This is a genomic window from Streptomyces sp. NBC_00887 (genome assembly GCF_045207585.1).
The window spans coordinates 4,129,492-4,152,685 of the sequence record NZ_CP108788.1; the positions used below are offsets into that span (position 1 = coordinate 4,129,492).

The 23,194-nt window shown below is 65.3% G+C and carries 8 protein-coding genes, 1 tRNA gene and 3 rRNA genes; 1 reads left to right on the top strand and 11 read right to left on the bottom strand.

Going from position 1 to position 23,194, the window contains the following annotated elements; genetic code table 11:
• Positions 1-62 precede the first annotated feature (62 nt).
• From OG844_RS18745 to OG844_RS18760, 4 genes are all read right to left on the bottom strand, one after another.
• On the bottom strand, positions 63-863 hold the full coding sequence (locus OG844_RS18745) for a helix-turn-helix domain-containing protein (protein ID WP_406391695.1): 801 nt from the start codon (positions 861-863) through the stop codon (positions 63-65).
• A 213-nt stretch (positions 864-1,076) separates the two neighbouring features.
• Complete coding sequence (locus tag OG844_RS18750; protein WP_406391696.1) at positions 1,077-3,839, bottom strand: DNA translocase FtsK; 2,763 nt, start codon at positions 3,837-3,839, stop codon at positions 1,077-1,079.
• Between the two features lie 109 nt (positions 3,840-3,948).
• Entirely contained in the window at positions 3,949-4,629 is a 681-nt protein-coding gene (locus OG844_RS18755) for a two-component system response regulator (protein WP_406391697.1), read from the bottom strand.
• Between the two features lie 244 nt (positions 4,630-4,873).
• The gene (locus tag OG844_RS18760; RefSeq protein ID WP_406391698.1) at positions 4,874-10,306 is read right to left on the bottom strand and encodes a HAMP domain-containing protein; all 5,433 of its coding nucleotides are present in this window, start codon (positions 10,304-10,306) and stop codon (positions 4,874-4,876) included.
• 400 nt (positions 10,307-10,706) lie between these two features.
• Between OG844_RS18760 and OG844_RS18765 the strand changes: the two genes are divergently transcribed.
• Positions 10,707-13,334: a SpoIIE family protein phosphatase gene (locus OG844_RS18765; RefSeq protein ID WP_406391700.1), complete on the top strand. Its 2,628-nt coding sequence runs from the start codon at positions 10,707-10,709 to the stop codon at positions 13,332-13,334.
• Between the two features lie 159 nt (positions 13,335-13,493).
• Here the strand turns inward: OG844_RS18765 and OG844_RS18770 are convergent.
• The 7 genes from OG844_RS18770 to thyX all read right to left on the bottom strand — a co-directional run bounded on the left by OG844_RS18770 (position 13,494) and on the right by thyX (position 23,190).
• Positions 13,494-13,569: transfer RNA gene (locus tag OG844_RS18770), tRNA-Thr, on the bottom strand.
• A 229-nt stretch (positions 13,570-13,798) separates the two neighbouring features.
• Positions 13,799-13,915, bottom strand: a 5S ribosomal RNA gene (gene rrf, locus OG844_RS18775).
• 79 nt (positions 13,916-13,994) lie between these two features.
• Positions 13,995-17,119: ribosomal RNA gene (locus OG844_RS18780) — 23S ribosomal RNA — on the bottom strand.
• 301 nt (positions 17,120-17,420) lie between these two features.
• Positions 17,421-18,946, bottom strand: a 16S ribosomal RNA gene (locus OG844_RS18785).
• The 16S, 23S and 5S rRNA genes sit together here with 1 tRNA gene alongside, the layout of an rRNA operon.
• A gap of 638 nt (positions 18,947-19,584) precedes the next feature.
• Entirely contained in the window at positions 19,585-21,270 is a 1,686-nt protein-coding gene (locus OG844_RS18790) for a ribonuclease J (protein ID WP_329206795.1), read from the bottom strand.
• 130 nt (positions 21,271-21,400) lie between these two features.
• On the bottom strand, positions 21,401-22,300 hold the full coding sequence (gene dapA, locus OG844_RS18795) for a 4-hydroxy-tetrahydrodipicolinate synthase (RefSeq protein ID WP_406391701.1): 900 nt from the start codon (positions 22,298-22,300) through the stop codon (positions 21,401-21,403).
• A gap of 152 nt (positions 22,301-22,452) precedes the next feature.
• On the bottom strand, positions 22,453-23,190 hold the full coding sequence (gene thyX / locus OG844_RS18800) for an FAD-dependent thymidylate synthase (RefSeq protein WP_406391703.1): 738 nt from the start codon (positions 23,188-23,190) through the stop codon (positions 22,453-22,455).
• Positions 23,191-23,194: the final 4 nt, after the last annotated feature.

Here is a 23,194-nt window from a genome sequence, read left to right on the forward strand (position 1 = left end):
AACAGAGACGGTGAGTGCCCGGCGCGACCGCCGGGCACTCACCGCTGAGAGGGCGGGGGAGGTCAGCCGACCTCGGGATCACCCTTCGTGTACGAAAGCCGCTCGACCTGACCGGGCTCGAAGCGGCCGTCGACCTTCTTGCCGTTCACGAAGAGCTCGATCGCCCCGGCGTCCCCGAGGACCAGATCGACGCGCTCGTTGTCCTGGAAGGTCTTCGAGTCGCCCTGGAGCAGGATCCCGTCGAAGAGCAGCCGCCCGTTGTGGTCCTTCGCCGAGATCCAGCTCTTGCGCTCGGTGGCGCTGAGCTTCACCGTCACCTTGTCGCGCGGAGCTGCGGCGATGGCGCTTTCGGAGGGCACGGGCTTGGGGTCGGCCGGCTTGGTGGTGGGGGTGGGCTTGGGAGTCGTCTTGTCGGGCGTGGAGCCCTCCGCGACCTGTGCGGTTCCGGAGCCGTCGTCGCCGTTGAAGAGTGTGAAACCGACGAAGCCGATCACGGCGACGATCGCCGCGACCATCGCCGCGGTCCAGTTGGGCCGACGGGGTTCGGAACGGATCCGTTCCGCTTCGAACAACGGTGCCGCGGGCGTGGGCGCAGGACGGCCGCCGTGCTCGGCGTCGTACTGCGCGACCAGCGGATCCGGCTCCAGCCGAACGGCGCGGGCGAGCATTCGGATGTGACCGCGCGCGTACACGTCGCCGCCACTGCGGGAGAAGTCGTCGTCCTCGATCGCGTGCACGATGGGGATGCGCACCCGGGTGGAGCTGCTGACTTCCTCGACCGTCAGACCTGCGGCGATACGAGCCTGATGAAGCGCGCGACCGATCGAAGTACGGTCGTCTTCGGGGGAGTTGCCGATGGACACGGGGGCGCCTTTCGAGCGTGAGCCACCTGCTGGATGTTCAGTCTAGGGGTGGTACGAAAGGGTGGGGCAACCGGGAGGGACGACTTTGTACGCCATCGGGTTCGCCGGACAGCCCCTTGGGCAATGCAGGGGAGGGAGCACAGGACGGATCATCCCGCTGTTCCTCCCTTCAACTTGACGTACGACCGGGCGAAACGGTTGCCCGCAAAACTCTTACGAAGCGGTTTCCCCACGAATGACGGCCAACACTCCGTCGATCTCGTCCGGTTTCACCAACACGTCGCGCGCCTTGGAACCCTCGCTGGGGCCCACGATGTTGCGCGACTCCATGAGGTCCATCAGCCGGCCCGCCTTCGCGAAGCCGACCCGCAGCTTGCGCTGGAGCATCGACGTCGAACCGAACTGGGTGGAGACGACCAGCTCGGCGGCCTGGCAGAGCAGATCGAGGTCGTCGCCGATGTCCTCGTCGATCTCCTTCTTCTGCTTCGTGCCGACCACCACGTCCTCGCGGAAGACCGGCGCCATCTGATCCTTGCAGTGCTGGACGACTGCCGCGACCTCGTCCTCGGTGACGAACGCTCCCTGCATGCGCGTGGGCTTGTTCGCACCCATCGGCAGAAACAGTCCGTCACCCTTTCCGATGAGCTTCTCGGCGCCCGGCTGGTCGAGGATGACGCGGCTGTCGGCGAGGGACGAGGTGGCGAAGGCGAGCCGTGAGGGCACATTGGCCTTGATCAGTCCGGTGACGACGTCGACGGAGGGCCGCTGGGTGGCGAGCACCAGGTGGATGCCGGCGGCGCGCGCCAGCTGGGTGATGCGGACGATGGAGTCCTCGACGTCGCGCGGTGCGACCATCATCAGGTCCGCGAGCTCGTCGACGATCACCAGCAGATAGGGGTACGGGGACAGCTCGCGCTCGCTGCCCTCGGGCGCCTTGGCCTTGCCGTTGCGCACGGCGTGGTTGAAGTCGTCGATGTGCCGGTACCCGTACGCCGCGAGGTCGTCGTAGCGCAGGTCCATCTCCCGTACGACCCACTGAAGTGCCTCGGCGGCCTTCTTCGGGTTGGTGATGATGGGCGTGATCAGGTGCGGAATGCCTTCGTACGCGGTGAGCTCGACACGCTTGGGGTCGACCAGCACCATCCGGACGTCCTCCGGGGTCGCCCGCACCATGACCGACGTGATCAGGCAGTTGATGCAGGAGGACTTGCCGGACCCCGTCGCACCGGCGACCAGGACATGCGGCATCTTCGCGAGATTCGCCATCTCGTAGCCGCCCTCGACGTTCTTCCCGAGCGCCACGAGCATCGGGTGGTCGTCCTCGGCCGCGTCCGCGAGGCGCAGCACGTCTCCGAGATTGACCATCTCCCGGTCGGAGTTCGGGATCTCGATGCCGACGGCGGACTTCCCCGGGATCGGGGAGATGATCCGGACGTCGGGGCTGGCGACCGCGTACGCGATGTTCTTGGTCAGGGCGGTGATCCGCTCGACCTTGACGGCCGGGCCGAGCTCCACCTCGTACCGGGTGACCGTCGGGCCGCGGGTGAACCCGGTGACGGCCGCGTCGACCTTGAACTCCGTGAAGACGTTCGTCAGTGAGGCGACGACCGCGTCGTTGGCGGCGCTGCGCGTCTTGCCGGGACCGCCGCGCTCCAGCAGGTCGAGCGAGGGCAGGGAGTACGTGATGTCGCCCGAGAGCTGGAGCTGCTCGGCGCGCGGAGGCAGTGGCTGGGACCGCTCGGGGGCGGGCTTGGTCAGGTCGGGTACGCCGCCGGATGACGGCGACGCGGCCTTTCGGGCCCTGCCGCCCGAAGGTGCCTTCTCCCCCGCCCTGGCCCCTGGCACGGGCGTTCCCGTCCGCTCGCGGTCCCGCTCGGTGGAGACGCCCTGCGTCAGATCGGCGACGACCGGCGAGGGCGGCATGCCGTTGAGGACCGCACCGTCGAGCGCTGCCGCAGCCGCGGCGGCCACGTCCACGGCGTCCATCGTGCGGTTCATGGCGGGCTGGACGGAGTGCCTGCGCGGGCGGCGCCGCCTGGCCACTGCCTCGCCCTCGGCATGGTCCGGGTCGTCGTCGCCGTCCGTCTCCGGACGGCGTCCCGGAGAGCGCCGCGAGCGTTCGGGCAGCGCTTCGCGCCACTGCTCGTCGTACCCGTCGTCGTCGTGCCCCTCCTCGCCGTGCTCGTGCACCGGGTCGACGATGCCGAGCTTGGAGCCGAGCAGCCGCAGCCGCTGCGGAATGGCGTTGACCGGGGTTGCGGTGACGACCAGCAGACCGAATACCGTCAGGAGCAGGAGCAGCGGTACAGCGAGAACCTCGCCCATCGTGAAGACGAGCGGCTTGGAAGCGGCCCATCCGATCAGCCCGCCCGCGTCCTGCATGGCGCCTGTGCCGTCCTCACGGCCGGGCGATCCACAGGCGATGTGGACCTGGCCGAGCACTCCGACGACGAGGGCGGAGAGGCCGATGACGATACGGCCGTTGGCCTCGGGCTTCTCCGGATAGAGGATCAGCCGCACCGCGACGGCGCCCAGCAGTATCGGCACGAGCAGATCGAGCCGGCCGAACGCGCCGGTCACGAGCATCTCGACGAGATCACCGACAGGGCCCTGCAGATGCGACCAGGTGCCCGCCGCCACGATCAGCGCGAGACCGAGCAGCAGCAGGGCGAGGCCGTCCTTGCGGTGCGCGGGGTCGAGTCCCTTCGCGCCGCGCCCTATGGAACGGAACACCGCACCCACACCGTGTGCCGTCCCCAGCCAGAGGGCACGGACGAGCCGGTACACGCCCCCGGTGGGGGACGGTGCGGGTTTGGGCACGGGCTTCTTGGCCACGGCCTTCTTGGCGGGGGCTTTCTTCGCGGGCGCGGTCTTCTTGGCGGGCGCGGCTTTCTTCGCCGGTCCCTGGGTACGGCCGGCACGCTTCGCGGTGCCCGCCGTGCCCTGGGAACCCTTGCCGGACGTACGTGAGGCCATGTGCCTGAGGTTACCGGTGTCTACGGCACGGGACACGTGTGCCTACCGCTTCACCCGACCGTGTCGCCCTGTGCGGGCGCCGAACTGACGCTTCCTCAACCGCCGCAGGTCAGCCCTGCGAGGGCAGAGCGGCCCCGGAGCCGCCTGCACCGGGCTCCAACGCGTCCAGTGCGCGGCGCAGTCCGGTGAGCTTGCGTTCCAGGTGGGCCGCGGTCGCCACGGCCGCGGCGTCCGCCGACTCGTCGTCCAACTGCTTGGAGAGCGCCTCCGCCTGTTCCTCGACCGCGGCGAGCCGCGCCGAGAGTTCGGCCAGCAGACCGGCCGGCTCCTTCTCGGCGGCGCCCGCGTGGGCACCGCCCTCGAGCTGGAGCCGCAGCAGCGCCGCCTGCTCACGCAGCTGACAGTTCTTCATGTACAGCTCGACGAACACCGAGACCTTGGCGCGCAGCACCCAGGGGTCGAAGGGCTTCGAGATGTAGTCCACCGCTCCCGCCGCATAGCCCCGGAAGGTGTGATGCGGACCGTGGTTGATCGCGGTGAGGAAGATGATCGGGATGTCCCGGGTCCGCTCGCGCCGCTTGATGTGCGCGGCCGTCTCGAAGCCGTCCATCCCCGGCATCTGGACGTCCAGCAGAATGACCGCGAAATCGTCCGTGAGCAGCGCTTTGAGCGCCTCCTCCCCTGACGATGCCCGTACCAGTGTCTGATCGAGCGCGGAGAGAATGGCCTCCAGCGCCAACAGATTCTCCGGCCGGTCATCGACCAGGAGGATCTTGGCCTTCTGCATCATGGCCCGTCCTCCTCGCCCCGGGATCGCACCGGGTGCCGCCCCAGGGGACGACTCCCTTACGCCGTCCGTCCTTGTGCCGGTCATGGTAGCCGCACCCCGCCCGTCGCCACACCCTGTCACCGCGATGTCACTGTGCACGTACCGAAAACGCGGTGGAAGACCAGAAGGTTCCCCGGAAGACCCGCCCTCACACTCTTTCGAGCAGGGCGGGTCGACACCGCGCCGGAATGCCCACCGCGTCCGGTCACTCTCCGCTCATCCACTTCTGCATCACCGACAGCAGATGATCGGAATCGACCGGCTTCGTGACGTAGTCGGACGCTCCGCAGTCGATGGCCTTCTCACGGTCACCCTTCATCGCCTTTGCTGTCAGCGCGACGATGGGCAGTCCGGCGAACTGCGGCATCCTGCGGATCGCCGTGGTCGTGGCGTATCCGTCCATCTCGGGCATCATGATGTCCATCAGCACGATCGTCACATCGTCGTGCTGCTCGAGGACTTCGATGCCCTCGCGCCCGTTCTCCGCGTACAGCACCGACAGGCCGTGCTGCTCCAGCACGCTGGTGAGCGCGAAGACATTGCGGATGTCGTCGTCGACGATCAGCACCTTCTCCCCGTGGAAGCGGAACGTCCGGCGCTGCTCGGGCTCTTCCTGCGCTCCCTGCACCCACTCCCCCTGCGGGGAGGTCTCCTCCGCGTCCCTGCCGTTCGCCAGGGCCGGGCGCTGCGCCGCTCCGCCCAGCGCCTTGCGCCGGCGCCTGAACATCCCGGCGGAGTTGGCCGGATCGCCCAGGGGCAGTTCGGCGCCGTTGCGCTGCGCGGCCTCCAGGTGCAGAGCTCCCTCGCCGGAGGTCCGGTGGACCTCGATGGGGCCGGGCCCCGTCTGCGGGTAGCCCTGCGGCGGCAGTTCGCTCGGGTGCAGCGGCAGGTACAGCGTGAACGTCGAGCCGCGCCCCGGCTCGCTGGCGGCGTGGATCTCGCCGCCCAGCAGCCGGGCGATCTCGCGGCTGATGGACAGGCCGAGGCCCGTACCGCCGTACTTGCGGCTCGTGGTGCCGTCCGCCTGCTTGAAGGCTTCGAAGATGACCAGCATCTTGCTGGACGCGATTCCGATTCCGGTGTCGGTGACCGAGAAGGCGATGAGGTCCCCGTCGGCGTCACGCAGCGAACCGGCCTCGAGCAGGTGCTCCCTGATCGAGTTCGGCACATCCGCGCCGGCCGGCCGGATGACCAGTTCCACGGCGCCGCTGTCGGTGAACTTCACCGCGTTGGACAGCAGGTTGCGCAGCACCTGGAGCAACCTCTGCTCGTCGGTGTGCAGCGTGGCGGGCAGCTCCGGGGACACCCGTACGGAGAAGTCGAGCCCCTTCTCCGCGGTGAGCGGCCGGAAGGTCGCCTCCACGTAGTCGACCAGCTGGACCAGTGCGATCCGGGTCGGGCTGACGTCCATCTTGCCCGCCTCGACCTTGGACAGGTCGAGGATGTCGTTGATCAGCTGGAGCAGGTCGGACCCCGCCCCGTGGATCGTCTCGGCGAACTCCACCTGCTTCGGCGAGAGATTGCCCTCGGCGTTGTCCGCGAGCAACTTGGCCAGAATCAGCAGCGAGTTGAGCGGTGTGCGCAGCTCGTGCGACATGTTGGCGAGGAACTCGGACTTGTAGCGCATCGAGACCGCGAGCTGCTCGGCACGCTCCTCCAGGACCTGCCTGGCCTCCTCGATCTCGGTGTTCTTCACCTCGATGTCGCGGTTCTGCTGGGCCAGCAGCTCGGCCTTCTCCTCCAGTTCGGCGTTGGAGGCCTGGAGCGCCTTCTGCCGGTTCTCCAGCTCCTCGGACCGGTCGCGCAGCTGCTCGGTGAGCTCCTGGGACTGTTCGAGCAGCTTCTCGGTCTTCGTGTTGACGCTGATGGTGTTGACGCTCGTCGCGATCATCTCGGCGAGCTGGTTGAGGAAGTCACGCTGGATGTGGGTGAACGGCTGGAACGACGCCAGTTCGATCACACCGAGCACCTTGCCCTCGAACAGCACCGGCAGCACGATGACGTGCGCGGGCGGTGCCTCGCCGAGGCCGGAGGAGATCTTCAGATAGCCCGGCGGCACATGATCCACCTGGATCGTCCGCTTCTCCTCGGCCGCCGTCCCGATGAGCGTCTCTCCCGGCCGGAACGAGGTCGGCATGGAACCCGCCGAATAGCCGTAACTGCCGCGCATGCGCAGCTCGTACGAGCTGTCCTTGCCGTCGTCCGCACCCACCTCGGCCGCGTCACCCGTGGTCATGGCCAGGAAGAACGCACCGTGCTGGGCGGATACGACCGGCGTCAGCTCGCTCATGATCAACGAGGCGACGTCGTCCAGGTCGCGACGGCCCTGCATGAGGCCCGAGATCCGGGCGAGGTTGCCCTTGAGCCAGTCCTGCTCCTTGTTGGCCAGGGTGGTGTCACGCAGGTTGGCGATCATCGTGTTGATGTTGTCCTGCAGCACCTGGATCTCGCCTGCCGCGTCCACGTCGATCTTGAGGTTGAGATCGCCCCGGGTGACCGCGGTGGCGACCGCGGCGATGGCACGCACCTGACGGGTCAGGTTCCCGGCCATCTCGTTCACCGACTCGGTGAGGTCGCGCCACGTCCCGTCGACGTCGCGGACCCGGGCCTGACCGCCGAGCTGGCCCTCGGTGCCCACTTCGCGGGCCACCCGGGTCACCTGCTCGGCGAAGGACGAAAGCTGGTCGACCATCGTGTTGATGGTGTTCTTCAGCTCCTGGATCTCACCGCGCGCATCGATGTCGATCTTCTTCGTGAGATCGCCCTTGGCGATCGCCGTGGTGACCGTGGCGATCTGGCGGACCTGACCGGTCAGGTTGGACGCCATCGAGTTCACGGACTCGGTGAGGTCCTTCCAGGTGCCCGCGACACCCGGGACACGTGCCTGGCCGCCCAGCTCGCCCTCGGTACCCACCTCGCGCGCCACGCGGGTCACCTCGTCGGCGAACGAGGACAGGGTCGTCACCATCGTGTTCACGGTGTCGGCGAGCTCTGCGACCTCGCCGCGTGCCTCGACGGTGACCTTCTTGGTGAGGTCGCCGTTGGCGACCGCGGACGAGACCCGGGAGATGTTGCGCACCTGGCTGGTCAGGTTGTTGGCCATCAGGTTGACGTTGTCGCTGAGGTCCTTCCAGATGCCCGTCGCACCGCGCACCCGGGCCTGACCGCCGAGAATGCCCTCCGTGCCCACCTCACGGGCGACTCGCGTCACCTCGTCGGCGAAGTTGAGCAGCTGGTCGACCATCGTGTTGACCGTCGTCACCAGTTCGAGGATCTCGCCCTTGGCGTCGACGGTGATCTTCTTGGAGAGATCGCCCTTGGCGACCGCCGTGGTCACCTCGGCGATGTTGCGGACCTGGAGGGTCAGGTTGTTCGCCATGCCGTTGACGGACTGCGTGAGGTCCTTCCACGTACCGGAGACTCCTTGCACCTCCGCCTGCCCGCCGAGGATGCCCTCCGTGCCCACCTCACGGGCGACCCGGGTCACCTGCTCCGCGAAGTTCGAGAGCTGGTCGACCATGGTGTTGAGGGTGTTCTTCAGCTCCAGGATCTCGCCCCGGGCGTCCACGTCGATCTTCTGCGACAGGTCACCCCGCGCCACCGCCGTGGCGACCTGGGCGATGTTGCGGACCTGCGCGGTGAGGTTCCCCGCCATGCCGTTCACCGAGTCGGTCAGATCACGCCACACGCCGGCCACACCGGGCACCTGCGCCTGGCCGCCGAGCCGCCCGTCCGTGCCCACCTCGCGGGCCACCCGGGTCACCTGGTCGGCGAAGGCCGAGAGCTGGTCGACCATCGTGTTGATGGTGTTCTTCAGCTCCAGGATCTCGCCCCGGGCGTCCACGTCGATCTTCTGCGACAGGTCACCCCGCGCCACCGCCGTGGTCACCTGGGCGATCTGACGCACCTGGGAGGTGAGGTTCCCCGCCATGAAGTTGACGGAGTCGGTGAGTTCCTTCCACGTTCCGGAGACGCCGTCGACACGCGCCTGACCACCGAGGCGGCCCTCGGTGCCCACGTCGCGGGCCATCCGGGTCACCTGGTCGGCGAAGTTCGACAGCTGCGCCACCATCGTGTTGACGGTGTTCTTCAGTTCCAGCATCTCGCCGGCGACATCGACGGTGACCTTCTGCGACAGGTCGCCGTTGGCCACCGCCGTCGTCACCTGGGCGATGTCGCGTACCTGGCCCGTCAGGTTCCGGAAGGCGGTGTTCACCGAGTCGGTGAGGTCCTTCCAGGTGCCCGCCGCTCCCGGCACCTGTGCCTGTCCGCCCAGTCGGCCCTCTACGCCGACCTCCCGGGCGACCCGGGTCACCTCCGAACCGAAGGCCTGGAGCTGGTCGACCATCGTGTTGACGGTGTTCTTCAGCTCCAGCATCTCGCCTGCCACGTCGACGGTGACCTTCTGGGTCATGTCACCACTGGCCACCGCCGTCGTCACCTGGGCGATGTCGCGCACCTGTGTCGTCAGGTTCCGGAAGACCGTGTTCACCGAGTCGGTGAGGTCCTTCCAGGTGCCCGCCGCTCCCGGCACCTGTGCCTGGCCGCCGAGCAGCCCCTCGCCACCGACCTCGCTCGCAACACGTGTCACTTCGTCCGCGAAGGTGCGCAGCGTCTCGGTCATCTGGTTGATCGTCTCGGCGAGCTGCGCGACCTCGCCGCGGGCGCTCACCGTGACCTTCTGCGACAGGTCACCGTTGGCGACCGCCGTCGTCACCTCGGCGATACCGCGTACCTGGGACGTCAGGTTGCCGGCCATCGTGTTCACGGAGTCCGTGAGGTCCTTCCAGACCCCGGCCACTCCGGGCACCGTCGCCTGGCCGCCGAGTTCGCCCTCCGTGCCCACCTCGCGGGCGACCCGGGTCACCTCGGAGGAGAACGACGACAGCTGGTCGACCATCGTGTTGACGGTGTTCTTCAGCTGAAGCATCTCGCCGGCCACATGGACGGTGACCTTCCGCGACAGGTCGCCCTTGGCCACGGCCGTCGTCACCAGGGCGATGTCGCGCACCTGGGCGGTCAGCCGGTACGCCATGGTGTTCACGGAGTCCGTGAGGTCCTTCCACGACCCGGACATTCCGCGTACCTGGGCCTGTCCACCGAGCTTGCCCTCGGTTCCCACCTCGACGGCGACGCGCGTCACCTGCTCGGTGAACGCGGACAGCTGATCGACCAGGTTGTTGACCGTGCGGGAAACCTTCAGGAACTCGCCGCGCAGCGGGCGTACCGTCTCGTCGGCCGTGTGCGACCGCAGTTCCATCCGCTGCTCGAGGTCACCGTCGGCGACAGCGGAAAGCACCCGTCCGACCTCGGACACCGGGCGCGCCAGATCATCGACGAGCTCGTTGGAGGCATCGATCGCAGCCGCCCAGGAGCCCTCGCAGGCACCCGTCTCCAGACGCTCGGTGAGTTTCCCCTCACGTCCCACCACACGACGGACGCGCGCAAGCTCGCCGGTCAGATGGAGATTGCGGTCGGCCACCTCGTTGAAGACCGCTGCGATCTCCGTGAGCACGCCGTCGCCCGAGACGGTGAGCCGCCTGCGGAAATTGCCGTCGCGCATCGCCACGAGAGCCGCAAGCAGTCTGTTCAGAGCTGCCGCGTCCACGTCGATGGTCCCATTGCGCTGTTTCTTCACGGGCTGTCCGCCTTTTGTGCGCGTTCCTGAACCCCGCGCCGCCACGCCAGACTCCACCGTGTCCCTCCCGCAGGGGTTGACCGTATCGTTCGGGCCTTATCCGGAAGCGTGCCCACTTCCACTTTGACTCGCCGCCACAGCACACCGTCGACGGGTGACCATGCGAACGTCAAATCGTTGAAACGTACCAGGCCTGAACCGGACGGCGTGCAAGGTCCCACGGTTGCCCCACATCCCTCACCGGGGACCCCATACTTGTGCGCCCCCGCACATCCGCCGGTGGCCTGCGCGCCCAAGTCGGCCCTCCTGTACGCGGGACGTCTGGCGAGCGTCTAGCCTGGCAGGCGAATCGAAGCGGCGAGAAACGGGCACAGGACTCGGGGAAGCGACGAGACACCATATGGGGAGTGCTGTGATCACCGCGCGTGCGGCTGCCACCTTCGATCCGGTCGGACGCTCGGTGGCGACCGCCCGCGCATTCGTCCGCGACACCCTTCAGGGGTGGGGGTACACCGATGTCGTCGACGACGCCGTCGTCCTCACCAGTGAACTTGTGACCAACGCGGTGGTGCACGCGGGCACCGCCGCGGACGTGCTCTGCCTGCGCACCGAGGACGGCGTACGCGTCGAGGTCTCCGACCACTATCCGGAACGCGAGATCCCGCTCCAGAGCTCCGGCCTGGACTTCGGCAGCCCGGACCGGGAAGGCGGCCGCGGCCTGCTGCTCTGCGCCGCACTCGCCACCCGCTGGGGAGTCGAGTACACGCCGACGCACAAGCAGGTCTGGTTCCAGCTCGACCTTCCGGACCGCCCCGTGGGCATCCGCTCCGCGGGTCCCGTCCTGCCCACGGAACTGCTCCCCGTCACCGACGAACGTGTACGGGTCGCCGTCGTCCAGATCGACCGCTCCGGCTCCATCGCCGCGTGGAACGACGACGCCGCCTTCCTTTTCGGACACGCTGCCGAGAAGGTCACCGGAAAGCAGCTCACCGACTTCGCGGCTTGGCCGCACACACCGGGCACCAACACCGGTATCGCCGACGCCCTGCGGCTCTCCAGATGGGAGGGCAGTTACGGCATCCGGGGCGCCGACGGGCGCGTCATCCCGGTCTACGCCTCCCATCTCAGAGTCCGCGACACCCAGGGGGAACCGTCCACGGTCTGCCTCCTCGTTCGCGACTACGAGCGGGCCGTGCTCCAGAGCCCGGTGCGCGCCCCGGTCTCCGACACATCGGCCGAGAACCGCGCCACGGATCCGTTCGAGGTCTTCATCGGTTCTCCCGCCCCCGACGACCTCGACGGACTGCTGCAGCGCACGGTCGAACGGGCGCGGGACATGCTCGACGCGGATTCCGCTTTCCTGCTTCTGGCCACCGACGACGAGACGGAACTGGAGGTACGGGCGACGACCGGCCTTCCCTCAGCCCGCCAGCGCTTCGCCCGGGTCCCCGTCGAGGCGGGTACGGGCCGCTACGGCTCGGCCCGCATGCCCGCGGTCCACGAGGACCTCACCGTCGTACCGGGTGCCGTACCGCTCCTCAGCGACACGGGGATGCGCTCCGTCGTCACGGTCCCCCTCAAGGTCGAGGGCAGACTCACCGGTTCCCTGGGCGTCGCGGCCGAAGCACCCGGCCGGTACACGAACGAGGAGGCCCTGCGCCTTCAGTTCGCCGCGGACCGCATCGCGCTGGCCGTCGAGTCGGCCCGGCTGGGCGAGCTGGAACGTCTGCGCCGCGGCTCGCTGTCCTTCCTCGTCGAAGCGTCCGATCTGCTCGCCGGCACACTGGACAGGGACCAGACACTGGCGCTGATGGCCCAGATGACCGTGCCCACGCTGGCCACCTGGTGCGCCGTCTACACCATCGCCGACCAGTCCTCGGAGCCGTACCTCTCCTACGTGCTCCACGAGGACGAGGAACTCATCGACGGCATCAAGGCCCTGCTGTCCTCCATCGAGCCTCCGGACCCCGTCCCGGCCCCGGGCGCCCGCATCTGGCCGGCACCGGCCGCGGCAGCCCACAAGGCGGCTCTTCGCACCTCCACGCGAAGCCTCGGCAGGGATGCCCCCGCGAGCATGGGGGCGGCCGCACGCACCACGCTCGCAACGGCCTCCGCCGTGGGCGGCGAGACCGTGGTGCTGCCGCTCGTCGCACGGAACCGCGTGATCGGCATGCTGACCCTCGGCAAGCCGTCCGACGACCACTTCCGTCAGGAAATCCTGGAACTGGCCGAGGACTTGTCCCGCAGGGCCGCTCTGGCCCTCGACAACGCCCGCCTCTACTCGGAGCGCATGGCGATCAGCCAGTCCCTCCAGCGCAGCCTGCTGCCCCCGGGCCTCCCGGACGTGCCCAACGTCGAGATCGAGGTCATCTACCGCGCGGCGGGCGAGGGCAACGAGGTCGGCGGCGACTTCTACGACGTGTTCCCCATCCGTGACGGCGCCTACGGCTTCGCCATCGGCGACGTCTGCGGTACGGGACCGGAGGCCGCGGCCGTCACGGGTCTGGCCCGCCACGCGCTGCGGCTGCTGGCCCGCGAGGGCTTCGGTGGCCCGGCCGTACTGGAACGGCTCAACGCGGCAATTCTCGACGAGGGCGCCCGCAGCCGCTTCCTCACGCTCCTCTACGGGGAGTTGTGGCCCCAGGAGGACGGCAGTGCGCTGCTCAAGGTCGTCTGCGCCGGTCATCCGCTCCCGCTGCGCCTGCGGCAGGACGGCTCCGTGGAGGCGGCGGCCGAACCTCAGCCGCTGCTCGGCGTGATCGAGGACCTGGAGCTCTACGAGGAGGAAGTCACCCTCGAGCCCGGCGACGTCCTTCTGTGCGTCACCGACGGCGTCACCGAACGCCGTGAGGGAACCCGCATGCTGGGCGACGACGGCCTGGCCGATGTCCTTGCCATGTGTACGGGCCTGACGGCCGGTGCGGTGGCAGGCCGCATCCTGCGGGCGGTGGAACGCTTCGCGGCCGAACCCGCGTCGGACGACATGGCCATCCTCGCCATGCGCGTCCCGGAGCCGCAGAACTTCTGACCAGGAGGTTCCGGTCGGGCGGGCTGCCGTGCCCGACCGGCAAGGACGCGGCGAGAGCGTGCACCCTCGTTCAGGTGGCAGCCCAGGATCGGGGTTGACGCCCCATCGCCCCCGGAAACGAGAAAGGCCCCCGCCGACGGCGGGGGCCTTTCTCGTTGCTGGAGCCCCAATGCGGAATCGAACCGCAGACCTTCTCCTTACCATGGAGACGCTCTACCGACTGAGCTATTGGGGCCTGTCGCCTTGCGGCAACGAGCTAAAGCATACCCTGGACGAGGGGATGCTCAAAACCATCCGATCGACGTTTCTGAGCTGTGTTCAGGGGTTCCCTGCCGCGTTCCAGAGCGGCGGACGGGCCCGGTGTCCGCAGGCCGGCGTCGCGCTGTCCGCACATCCTCCTCAACCGCTGCGTGAACGCAGGAAAGCCCCGTGCCACAAGGGCACGGGGCTTTCCCGGAATAATTGTTCGGCGGCGTCCTACTCTCCCACAGGGTCCCCCCTGCAGTACCATCGGCGCTGAAAGGCTTAGCTTCCGGGTTCGGAATGTAACCGGGCGTTTCCCTAACGCAATGACCACCGAAACACTATGAAATTAACCAACACCGGATGAAAACACGGCCGTTCGTTATTTCAGAACTAACACAGTGGACGCGAGCAACTGAGGACAAGCCCTCGGCCTATTAGTACCAGTCAGCTCCACCCGTTACCGGGCTTCCACATCTGGCCTATCAACCCAGTCGTCTACTGGGAGCCTTAACCACTCAAGGTGGTGGGAATACTCATCTCGAAGCAGGCTTCCCGCTTAGATGCTTTCAGCGGTTATCCTTTCCGAACGTAGCCAACCAGCCATGCCCTTGGCAGGACAACTGGCACACCAGAGGTTCGTCCGTCCCGGTCCTCTCGTACTAGGGACAGCCCTTCTCAATATTCCTACGCGCACAGCGGATAGGGACCGAACTGTCTCACGACGTTCTAAACCCAGCTCGCGTACCGCTTTAATGGGCGAACAGCCCAACCCTTGGGACCGACTCCAGCCCCAGGATGCGACGAGCCGACATCGAGGTGCCAAACCATCCCGTCGATATGGACTCTTGGGGAAGATCAGCCTGTTATCCCCGGGGTACCTTTTATCCGTTGAGCGACAGCGCTTCCACAAGCCACTGCCGGATCACTAGTCCCGACTTTCGTCCCTGCTCGACCCGTCGGTCTCACAGTCAAGCTCCCTTGTGCACTTACACTCAACACCTGATTGCCAACCAGGCTGAGGGAACCTTTGGGCGCCTCCGTTACTCTTTAGGAGGCAACCGCCCCAGTTAAACTACCCATCAGACACTGTCCCTGATCCGGATCACGGACCTAGGTTAGACATCCAGCACGACCAGAGTGGTATTTCAACGACGACTCCACAACCACTGGCGTGGCCGCTTCAAAGTCTCCCACCTATCCTACACAAGCCGAACCGAACACCAATATCAAACTATAGTAAAGGTCCCGGGGTCTTTCCGTCCTGCTGCGCGAAACGAGCATCTTTACTCGTAGTGCAATTTCACCGGGCCTATGGTTGAGACAGTCGAGAAGTCGTTACGCCATTCGTGCAGGTCGGAACTTACCCGACAAGGAATTTCGCTACCTTAGGATGGTTATAGTTACCACCGCCGTTTACTGGCGCTTAAGTTCTCAGCTTCGCACACCCGAAAGTGCACTAACCGGTCCCCTTAACGTTCCAGCACCGGGCAGGCGTCAGTCCGTATACATCGCCTTACGGCTTCGCACGGACCTGTGTTTTTAGTAAACAGTCGCTTCTCGCTGGTCTCTGCGGCCACCCCCAGCTCAGGAAGCAAGTTCCCTCACCAGTGATGGCCCCCCTTCTCCCGAAGTTACGGGGGCATTTTGCCGAGTTCCTTAACCATAGTTCACCCGAACGCCTCGGTATTCTCTACCTGACTACCTGAGTCGGTTTAGGGTACGGGCCGCCATGAAACTCGCTAGAGGCTTTTCTCGACAGCATAGGATCATCCACTTCACCACAATCGGCTCGGCATCAGGTCTCAGCCTTAATGTGTGACGGATTTACCTGCCACACGGCCTACACCCTTACCCCGGGACTACCACCGCCCGGGCTGGACTACCTTCCTGCGTCACCCCATCGCTTACCTAATACAAGTCTGGTTCATCGGCTCCACCACTACCCTCAACTCCGAAGAGATCGGGCCGGCTTCACGGACTTAGCATCGCCTGATTCAGTATTGGGCGTTTCAAAGCGGGTACCGGAATATCAACCGGTTGTCCATCGACTACGCCTGTCGGCCTCGCCTTAGGTCCCGACTTACCCTGGGCAGATCAGCTTGACCCAGGAACCCTTAGTCAATCGGCGCACACGTTTCTCACGTGTGTATCGCTACTCATGCCTGCATTCTCACTCGTGAACCGTCCACAACTCGCTTCCGCGGCTGCTTCACCCGGCACACGACGCTCCCCTACCCATCCCAGCCCCCGTTGGGGGTACGTGCTGGAATGACACGACTTCGGCGGTACGCTTGAGCCCCGCTACATTGTCGGCGCGGAATCACTTGACCAGTGAGCTATTACGCACTCTTTCAAGGGTGGCTGCTTCTAAGCCAACCTCCTGGTTGTCTCTGCGACTCCACATCCTTTCCCACTTAGCGTACGCTTAGGGGCCTTAGTCGATGCTCTGGGCTGTTTCCCTCTCGACCATGGAGCTTATCCCCCACAGTCTCACTGCCGTGCTCTCACTTACCGGCATTCGGAGTTTGGCTAAGGTCAGTAACCCGGTAGGGCCCATCGCCTATCCAGTGCTCTACCTCCGGCAAGAAACACACGACGCTGCACCTAAATGCATTTCGGGGAGAACCAGCTATCACGGAGTTTGATTGGCCTTTCACCCCTAACCACAGGTCATCCCCCAGGTTTTCAACCCTGGTGGGTTCGGTCCTCCACGAAGTCTTACCTCCGCTTCAACCTGCCCATGGCTAGATCACTCCGCTTCGGGTCTTGAGCGCGCTACTAAATCGCCCTATTCGGACTCGCTTTCGCTACGGCTTCCCCACACGGGTTAACCTCGCAACACACCGCAAACTCGCAGGCTCATTCTTCAAAAGGCACGCAGTCACGACTGCATGTGCAAGCACATACAGCGACGCTCCCACGGCTTGTAGGCACACGGTTTCAGGTACTATTTCACTCCGCTCCCGCGGTACTTTTCACCATTCCCTCACGGTACTATCCGCTATCGGTCACCAGGGAATATTTAGGCTTAGCGGGTGGTCCCGCCAGATTCACACGGGATTTCTCGGGCCCCGTGCTACTTGGGTGTCTCTTAAACGAGCCGTTGATGTTTCAGCTACGGGGGTCTTACCCTCTACGCCGGACCTTTCGCATGTCCTTCGCCTACACCAACGGTTTCTGACTCGTCTCACAGTCGGCAGACCATGAAAAAGAGATCCCACAACCCCGCATGCGCAACCCCTGCCGGGTATCACACGCATACGGTTTGGCCTCATCCAGTTTCGCTCGCCACTACTCCCGGAATCACGGTTGTTTTCTCTTCCTGCGGGTACTGAGATGTTTCACTTCCCCGCGTTCCCTCCACACTGCCTATGTGTTCAGCAGTGGGTGACAGCCCATGACGACTGCCGGGTTTCCCCATTCGGAAACCCCCGGATCAAAGCTTGGTTGACAGCTCCCCGGGGACTATCGTGGCCTCCCACGTCCTTCATCGGTTCCTGGTGCCAAGGCATCCACCGTGCGCCCTTAAAAACTTGGCCACAGATGCTCGCGTCCACTGTGCAGTTCTCAAACAACGACCAGCCACCCATCACCCCGCCCTCACAGGCGAGTTCACTGGGGCCGGCAACCGAAGATCCAGACTCAACGAGCCCGTACCTTCAGATACCCAACAGCGTGCCCGACCCGACCGATCCCTCTCACTTTCCACGCCGAAGCAGTACTCGCAAAAACAACCTGTCGTGCCGAATAGTCAACGTTCCACCCATGAGCAACCACCGTCGAACATTTGCCGACGAAATGGTCTCTGGATTCCCCGAAGAGAACCTAGATGCTCCTTAGAAAGGAGGTGATCCAGCCGCACCTTCCGGTACGGCTACCTTGTTACGACTTCGTCCCAATCGCCAGTCCCACCTTCGACAGCTCCCTCCCACAAGGGGTTGGGCCACCGGCTTCGGGTGTTACCGACTTTCGTGACGTGACGGGCGGTGTGTACAAGGCCCGGGAACGTATTCACCGCAGCAATGCTGATCTGCGATTACTAGCAACTCCGACTTCATGGGGTCGAGTTGCAGACCCCAATCCGAACTGAGACCGGCTTTTTGAGATTCGCTCCGCCTCGCGGCATCGCAGCTCATTGTACCGGCCATTGTAGCACGTGTGCAGCCCAAGACATAAGGGGCATGATGACTTGACGTCGTCCCCACCTTCCTCCGAGTTGACCCCGGCAGTCTCCTGTGAGTCCCCATCACCCCGAAGGGCATGCTGGCAACACAGAACAAGGGTTGCGCTCGTTGCGGGACTTAACCCAACATCTCACGACACGAGCTGACGACAGCCATGCACCACCTGTATACCGACCACAAGGGGGGCACCATCTCTGATGCTTTCCGGTATATGTCAAGCCTTGGTAAGGTTCTTCGCGTTGCGTCGAATTAAGCCACATGCTCCGCTGCTTGTGCGGGCCCCCGTCAATTCCTTTGAGTTTTAGCCTTGCGGCCGTACTCCCCAGGCGGGGAACTTAATGCGTTAGCTGCGGCACCGACGACGTGGAATGTCGCCAACACCTAGTTCCCAACGTTTACGGCGTGGACTACCAGGGTATCTAATCCTGTTCGCTCCCCACGCTTTCGCTCCTCAGCGTCAGTAATGGCCCAGAGATCCGCCTTCGCCACCGGTGTTCCTCCTGATATCTGCGCATTTCACCGCTACACCAGGAATTCCGATCTCCCCTACCACACTCTAGCTAGCCCGTATCGAATGCAGACTCGGGGTTAAGCCCCGAGCTTTCACATCCGACGTGACAAGCCGCCTACGAGCTCTTTACGCCCAATAATTCCGGACAACGCTCGCACCCTACGTATTACCGCGGCTGCTGGCACGTAGTTAGCCGGTGCTTCTTCTGCAGGTACCGTCACTTGCGCTTCTTCCCTGCTGAAAGAGGTTTACAACCCGAAGGCCGTCATCCCTCACGCGGCGTCGCTGCATCAGGCTTTCGCCCATTGTGCAATATTCCCCACTGCTGCCTCCCGTAGGAGTCTGGGCCGTGTCTCAGTCCCAGTGTGGCCGGTCGCCCTCTCAGGCCGGCTACCCGTCGTCGCCTTGGTAGGCCATTACCCCACCAACAAGCTGATAGGCCGCGGGCTCATCCTTCACCGCCGGAGCTTTTAACCCCGTCCCATGCAGGACAGAGTGTTATCCGGTATTAGACCCCGTTTCCAGGGCTTGTCCCAGAGTGAAGGGCAGATTGCCCACGTGTTACTCACCCGTTCGCCACTAATCCACCCCGAAGGGCTTCATCGTTCGACTTGCATGTGTTAAGCACGCCGCCAGCGTTCGTCCTGAGCCAGGATCAAACTCTCCATGAATGTTTTCCCGTAATCGGGAGAGCACCATAAAAGAGCGGGACAACCAACCGGAATAGGGCTGGTCATCCACAGCGTCCTCGCTGATGTTGCCTACCCGCCACATGGGCCAGTAGGACTTCAAAGGAACCACCAACCCACCGAAGTGGGCCGGGGTATCAACAAATTTGGCGTTGACTTTTGGCACGCTGTTGAGTTCTCAAGGAACGGACGCTTCCTTCGGTCCCGTTTCACCGGGGCCCTCCGGGCGCTTCCCTTCGTTCTTGCGTTTCCGACTCTATCAGACTCTTTCGTGTCCGATTCCCGGCCGAAGCGGGCCCCCTGCGAAGCAGGAGAATTGTTACTGCGCTTTCCAGTTCTTCGCTTTCGCGCTTTCCCTTTCCAGCGATTCCAACTTTACCAGACTCTTTTCCGTTCCGTTTCCGGTCCGAATGTGATTCCGATGGCCTGTGGACTGGCCTTTGCCTTTCGGCGGATCCGACTTTATCAGAGATTCTGAGTCGGAATTCCCGACCCGCACGATGCGCTCCCCGCGCATGGCTGCGCGCGGTGCTTCCCGGTCAGGCGGAGCCGTAAACGTACTGGAGCGGGGCGCCCCGATGCAAATCGAGGTGCCCCGCTCCTGGTTGGTGCGCTACGGGTCAGACCTCGACGACGACCGGAAGGATCATCGGGCGCCGGCGGTAGGTGTCGGAGACCCACTTGCCCACCGTGCGGCGGACCAGCTGCTGGAGCTGGTGCGGTTCCATCACTCCGTCCTGGGCCGACTTGTTGAGCGCTTCCTCGACCTTGGGCACCACGGCGGTGAACGCACCGTCGTCGATACCCGAGCCGCGGGCCTGGATGTGGGGGCCTCCCACGATCTTGCCCGAGGAGCTGTCGACCACGATGAAGACCGAGATGATCCCCTCGTCACCGAGGATGCGGCGGTCCTTGAGGGACGTCTCCGTGACATCGCCGACCGAAAGGCCGTCGACGTACACATAGCCCGCCTGGACCTTGCCGACGATCTTGGCCTTGCCGTCGATGAGGTCGACGACGACGCCGTCCTCGGCGATGACGATGTGGTCCTTGGGTACGCCCGTCAGCGCGCCGAGTTCCGCATTGGCCCTGAGGTGGCGCCATTCGCCGTGGACCGGCATGAGGTTCTTCGGCTTGCAGATGTTGTAGAAGTACAGCAGCTCGCCGGCCGAGGCGTGGCCGGAGACGTGCACCTTGGCATTGCCCTTGTGGATGACGTTGGCGCCCCAGCGGGTCAGGCCGTTGATCACGCGGTAGACCGCGTTCTCGTTGCCCGGGATCAGGGACGACGCGAGGATCACCGTGTCGCCCGGGACGATCCGGATCTGGTGGTCGCGGTTGGCCATCCGGGACAGGGCCGCCATCGGCTCGCCCTGCGAACCCGTGCAGACCAGCACGACCTCGTCGTCGGGCAGGTCGTCCAGCGTCTTGACGTCGACGACCAGGCCCGCGGGGACCTTCAGATAACCCAGATCACGGGCGATGCCCATGTTGCGGACCATCGAGCGTCCGACGAAGGCGACGCGGCGGCCGTACTCGTGGGCGGCGTCCAGGATCTGCTGGATGCGGTGGACGTGGCTGGCGAAGCTGGCCACGATGATGCGCTTCTGGGCGTTCGCGAACACCGTGCGCAGGACGTTCGAGATGTCCCGCTCCGGCGGCACGAAGCCGGGGACCTCGGCGTTCGTCGAGTCGGAGAGGAGGAGGTCGATGCCCTCCTCACTCAGCCGGGCGAAGGCGTGCAGGTCCGTGAGACGGCCGTCCAGCGGAAGCTGGTCCATCTTGAAGTCGCCGGTCACGACGGCCATGCCCGCAGGGGTGCGGATGGCGACCGCGAGGGCGTCCGGGATGGAGTGGTTGACCGCGATGAACTCGCAGTCGAAGATGCCGATGCGCTCACGCTGTCCCTCGGTCACCTCAAGGGTGTAGGGACGGATCCGGTGCTCCTGGAGCTTGGCCTCGATGAGTGCGAGGGTCAGCTTGGAGCCGATGAGCGGGATGTCCGGCTTCAGGCGGAGCAGATAGGGGACGGCGCCGATGTGGTCCTCGTGGCCGTGCGTGAGGACGATGCCCTCGACGTCGTCCAAGCGGTCCCTGATGGTGGTGAAGTCCGGCAGGATCAGGTCGATGCCCGGCTGCTCCTCCTCAGGGAAGAGGACACCGCAGTCGACGATGAGCAGGCGTCCGCCGTACTCGAAGACCGTCATGTTGCGGCCGATTTCGCCCAGGCCGCCGAGCGGGGTGACGCGCAGGCCGCCCTTCGGGAGCTTCGGCGGGGTACCGAGTTCAGGATGCGGATGACTCAAAAGACTCTCCTTACCACGCGCGCCACGTACCGCTGAGGGCACGTGGCGCGCATGTCATTCGTGCACTTGCTGTTGTCAGGTGGTGTTTCTGTTGCGAGTGACCTCGCGTATTCAGTTGTGAAGTCCGTGGTTACAGCTGTACCCCGCCGGCAGCCAGATCGATCTTGAGCTGGGCCGTCTCCTGTGCGGTGAGTTCCACCAGGGGGAGGCGCAGCGGGCCGGCGGGCAGGCCCTGCAGTGTGAGTGCGGCCTTGGTGGTGATCACACCTTGGGTGCGGAACATCCCGGTGAAGACCGGGAGCAGCTGCTGGTGGATCTCGGTGGCCTTCTGTACGTCGCCGCCGCGGTAGGCCTCGATGAGCGCGCGCAGGTCAGGGGTGACGACGTGGCCGACGACGGAGACGATGCCGACGGCACCGACCGAGAGCAGCGGGAGGTTGAGCATGTCGTCGCCGGAGTACCAGGCGAGTCCGGACTCGGAAATCGCCCAGCTGGCGCGGCCAAGGTCTCCCTTGGCGTCCTTGTTCGCGACGATACGGGGATGCTCGGCCAGCCGTACCAGCGTCTCTGTGTCGATCGGCACACCGCTGCGGCCGGGAATGTCGTAGAGCATCACCGGCAGTCCGGTGGAGTCCGCGATGGCGGTGAAGTGACGCAGGAGGCCTTCCTGCGGCGGCTTGTTGTAGTACGGCGTGACGGCGAGGAGGCCGTGGGCGCCGGAGCGCTCCGCGGTGCGGGCCAGCTCGATGCTGTGGCGGGTGTCGTTGGTGCCGATGCCGGCGACGACGTGGGCCCGGTCCCCCACTGCTGCGAGTACAGCCCTTACGAGCTGGTCTTTCTCCGCGTCGCTGGTGGTCGGGGACTCGCCGGTGGTGCCGTTGACGACCAAGCCGTCATTGCCTGCGTCCACCAGATGGGCGGCGAGCCGCTGGGCACCGTCGAGGTCGAGTGCGCCGTCCGCCGTGAAGGGCGTGACCATAGCGGTGAGGACCCGCCCGAAGGGGGTCTGCGGAGTGGAGATCGGAGCCATGGGTAACACGCTACTCGTTGCTCGGAGCGCCGTGGTCCCTCGGGGGGACGGGGAAGTGGAGCCCGGTACTGCCTGCTCGGGGGTTCAGGCAGTACCGGGTCCGTTTGATCAGCCTAGATGAACTTCATGAAACGCCGCAATACGGACACCGCCTACGGGGCTACCCGTCCGTTTTTGTTGAAGGCGGCATGAGTGAGCGGCATGAGCTGCTGCCAGTGCTGCTCCATCTGTTCGCCGACCATTTCGATCTCGCGCTGCGGGAAGGACGGGACCTTCGCGAGTTCGTGCTGGGTACGCAGGCCGAGGAAGTGCATCAGCGAGCGGGCGTTGCACGTGGCGTACATCGTGGAGAAGAGCCCGACCGGGAGTACCGCACGGGCGACCTCGCGGGCGACTCCGGCGGCGAGCATCTCCTGGTAGGCGTCGTACGCCTGGCGGTAGGAGTCCTCCATGACGCGGCTCGTGAGCTCGTGCTGCTCCGGGGTGCCCTCGACGAATTCGTACTTGCCGGGGCGGCCCTGCTGGATGAGCTTGCGGGTCTCCCCCGGGACGTAGAAGACCGGCTCGAGCTCCCTGTAGCGGCCCGATTCCTCGTTGTACGACCAGCCCACGCGGTGCCGCATGAACTCGCGGAACACGAAGATCGGGGCGCTGATGAAGAAGGTCATCGAGTTGTGCTCGAACGGGCTTCCGTGCCGGTCCCGCATCAGGTAGTTGATGAGCCCCTTGGAGCGCTCGGGGTCCTTGGTGACCTCTTCCAGGGACTGCTCACCGGCCGTGGACACACGGGCTGCGAACAGCACGTCGGAGTCGCTGGCGGCAGATTTCACCAGGTCAACGGTGACATCGCTGCGGAAGTGAGCTTTCGTGGGCTCGGGGGTGTCGGTCACCGGC